Source organism: Microcystis sp. M53598_WE2, from assembly GCF_030067735.1.
Lineage (GTDB): Bacteria > Cyanobacteriota > Cyanobacteriia > Cyanobacteriales > Microcystaceae > Microcystis > Microcystis aeruginosa.
This window is the reverse complement of record NZ_JASJFE010000094.1, coordinates 1-3,885: the sequence shown is the minus strand read 5'-3', so window position 1 is coordinate 3,885 and position 3,885 is coordinate 1. Positions and strand designations below refer to the sequence as shown.

The window sequence follows — 3,885 nt, the reverse complement described above, 5'->3', positions numbered from 1 at the left end:
TAAATATACTCAAAAAAGCTACGATAGGGCATATCGGAAGCTGGTCGTTAGACCTAAACGCTTGGGGAGATTTAAGCTCTATTTTGGTTGGTAGAAATACCTGCTAAGACAACTTGAGTCAGTGAACCAAGAATCCCTCGCATAAGCGCGACGGGAGTGTCAATATCTCAAGTAGTCAAATTTTTGCTCACCATTTTTCGCCTAGACTTCTTGGGGTTAACCGGATTGTTGGGGAAATTAGGCAAGGAGTCTAGGTTGATCTAATGCTCAAGGACACCTCGAATAAAAGATTTTGTTAACAAAGTGTTGGTCGAGGAAATCTCCTTGATCTACATTGATGAAGAGGGAATTATTTTCAAGAACTAACAAGGCGCTCCGTCCCTCAAAATTCGATTTTTCGAGGTAGCCTAGACATAACGCCTTGGTTATTGGCTAAAATTAAACTTTTTTTGCCCATCAATTTAAAAACTTGCGTTTTTTTGATCATCTTAACCTAGAGGACTGAGTAGTATGAGTTACAGCAAAGTTGATTTGTTAATTTTGTCCATCAGTGTAATCTGGGTTAAATCTCTCACTTTTTCCCGTTATCAATTACTCAAGGGGTAGCTCGATCAATTGGACTTATTGAGAAAATCTTCGCACTAATTGAGAGTAAACCAAGGTTTGATCAGGGTTTCAGGCGGTGCAATGCTGAAGTAAATCTATTTTTCGAGGTACCCCCAAGAGGATCGATAACTACTGATTCCGAGCCAGTAATGATACACTAGGCATGATTTAATTACAAACCTCGATCGCAAAAGGAAATAAATATCGATGAAAGCCATGATTTTGGCGGCAGGCAAAGGAACTCGTGTCCGTCCGATTACCCATACGATTCCCAAACCCCTGATCCCGATTTTACAAAAGCCGGTGATGGAGTTTTTGCTGGAACTGTTGCGACAGCATGGCTTTGATCAGATCATGGTCAATGTCAGTCATTTAGCCGAAGAAATTGAGAGTTATTTCCGCGATGGTCAGCGTTTTGGGGTGCATATCGGCTATTCTTTCGAGGGTAGAATCGAAGAGGGAGAGTTAATCGGTGATGCCCTGGGATCGGCGGGCGGTTTACGACGAATTCAAGATTTTAATCCCTTTTTTGACGATACTTTTGTGGTTCTCTGTGGTGATGCGCTGATTGATCTTGATTTAACCGCAGCCGTTAAATGGCATCGAGAAAAAGGAGCGATCGCTACTATTGTCACCAAAACCGTCCCCAGAGAGGAAGTGTCCAGTTATGGGGTGGTAGTTAGCGACGAGGAAGGAAGGATTCTCAGTTTCCAAGAAAAACCCGCCATCGATGAAGCTTTAAGTACCTGCATTAACACGGGGATCTATATTTTTGAACCAGAAATCATTGATTTTATTCCCCCTAATAGTAAATACGACATTGGTGGCGAGTTGTTCCCCCAATTAGTCGCTAAAGCTGCGCCTTTCTACGCTTTAAACATGGATTTTGAATGGGTGGATATCGGTAAAGTCCCCGACTACTGGCAGGCAATTCGCGGGGTGTTATCCCGGAAAATTAAAAATGTTGCTATCCCTGGCATCGAAGTCAAACCGGGCATCTACACGGGCTTAAATGTGGGGGTAAACTGGGATCGAGTCGATATCACCGGACCTGTGTATATCGGGGCAATGACGCGCATTGAAGACGGGGCGAAAATTGTCGGTCCGAGTATGATTGGCCCGAATTGTTGGATTTGTGGCGGCGCGACGGTGGATAATAGCGTTATTTTTGAATATTCTCGCCTCGGTCCGGGGGCCCGTTTGGTGGATAAGTTGGTCTTTGGGCGCTACTGTGTTGATAAAACCGGCGCGGCGATCGATGTGGAAGCGGCAGCCTTGGATTGGTTGATTACCGATACCCGCAAGGTTCCCCCAGAATTTGATCACCCTAAACATCAGGCAATTCGTTCTTTATTCAATGGCAAGTAGGCAACACCCCAACAGGGAAACCACTTCGCGCGCGTTGTGAGGGAGAAGGGAGAGGGGAAAACAAATAAAAATAGTCTCCTGAATACTGTCTCCTGACTCCTGAATACTGTCTCCCCAAAACGAAAACTTCCTACCTCACCACATATCATGTTTGATTCTCCTGTTGATCTTCTCATTCTCTCTAATGGCCCAGGAGAAATATCTACATGGGTGCGTCCAGTTGTCAAGAGATTGCGACAAAACTTAACAGAAGATCGATCGCTGTTGCGGATTTCGGTGATTCTTTCCCCTTGTACCCATTCTATGGGGGCGGAAACGGAAGTAGTTAGGAAATATCCGGAGGTCGATCGAGTCCAGTCGCCAGAAAAATTCTTTAATTTTCTTTTCTGGGGAAAAACCGCCGATAATTGGGATTGGCACCCCAAGGGCATCGTTTTATTTTTAGGAGGCGATCAATTTTTTGCCCTCACCATCGGTAAACGTTTGGGTTATCGCACCGTTATCTATGCGGAATGGGAAGCGCGTTGGTATCGGGGGATCGATCGCTTTGCCGTGATGAATACAAGTGTATTAAATAATATTCCCCAACAATATCAGCATAAATTTACCGTTATCGGCGATTTAATGGTGGATTTGCCCAATGCTATCACCCCTGATGACGCTACCTTAATTGCACTTCTCCCTGGTTCCAAACCCTCGAAATTAGCTCAGGGTGTACCCCTAACCCTAGCCATTGCCGAAAAGATACACGCGCAGGATCCCCGGACTAAATTCTTAATTCCCGTCGCTCCTACCCTAAATTTAGCTTATTTGGCGAAATTTGCCGATCCTAGCTCTAATCCGATGATCACTAAAACCGGTTGGAGTGCTGCCAAATTAAAAAACGGTGAAAAACCCTATCTAGAAACAGATAAGGGGGTAAAAGTTGACCTAATTACCGATTTTCCCGCCCATAACCAGCTTTCTCGCTGTCATTTAGCTTTAACGACGGTGGGTGCTAATACTGCCGAATTAGGAGCGCTGGCAATCCCGATGATTATTTTACTACCGACTCAGCAACTAGACGCGATGCGGACTTGGGACGGTTTACCCGGTTTATTAGCCCAACTGCCGGGGGTGGGTTCTTTATTTGCTAAGATAATTAATCTCTATATGTTGCGGAAAAAGCGTTTATATGCTTGGCCAAATATTTGGGCCGGTGCCGAAATTGTTCCGGAATTATTGGGGGAATTACAACCAGAAGAAGTGGCAAATATGGCTAGTTCTTGGTTAGAACATCCCCAACAATTAGAGGCTATCCGGCAAAAATTGCGGGCAGTGCGCGGACAAGCAGGAGCAGTGGATAAGTTAGTATCTATTATTGCCGAACAACTGTCTAGTTTCTAATCAATTAGAGAATTAAGCTTGTTGGTAGAGGGGATCAATTTCGATTAATTTATTAACAGTTTGATAAAATTCCTGCTGATAAAATTCCCTTTGATTGCTGTCGCCAGAATTAATTAATTGTTCTTGACAGTAGCGACGATATTCCATTAAACTAATTTTTTCCATAGCTATAATAGCATCTTTGATCTGTTCTTCTGGCTGCAAAATTTCCTGACTGGTATGTTCATTTAAGTGAAATAAAGAATTAAAATCACGGTTTTTGTCTGTGGTTATCATCAATAAATGATTCTGTAAAGCTGACATCAAATCTCTTGGTTTAGTAATTTGGGTTTCTAACTCTAGAATTACTTGCCATAACCAACGATAATCCGGGAGATTAAAAATTAAATCTTTTTCATCCAAAGATTCTAAAATTCTTTCCCGATATTCAGGATAATGGAGATAGATTAATAATAATAACCATTCGGCTTTTTCTGAGCTGTTTTTTTCGGATTTATCTAAAATATTTTTCCTCTTGATTGCCAG

General features: G+C 42.9%; 2 protein-coding genes and 1 pseudogene. 2 read left to right on the top strand and 1 reads right to left on the bottom strand.

Translation table 11 applies throughout. The annotated features are described in order from the left end of the window. Positions 1-813: 813 nt before the first annotated feature. A complete protein-coding gene (locus PX636_RS02200; protein WP_288116090.1) occupies positions 814-1,974 on the top strand; it encodes a nucleotidyltransferase family protein in 1,161 nt (386 codons plus the stop codon). A gap of 147 nt (positions 1,975-2,121) precedes the next feature. Next, positions 2,122-3,360: a glycosyltransferase family protein gene (locus PX636_RS02195; RefSeq protein WP_288116089.1), complete on the top strand. Its 1,239-nt coding sequence runs from the start codon at positions 2,122-2,124 to the stop codon at positions 3,358-3,360. Between the two features lie 12 nt (positions 3,361-3,372). Here the strand turns inward: PX636_RS02195 and PX636_RS02190 are convergent. Next, positions 3,373-3,885, bottom strand: a pseudogene (locus PX636_RS02190) (DNA primase); the annotation flags it as partial.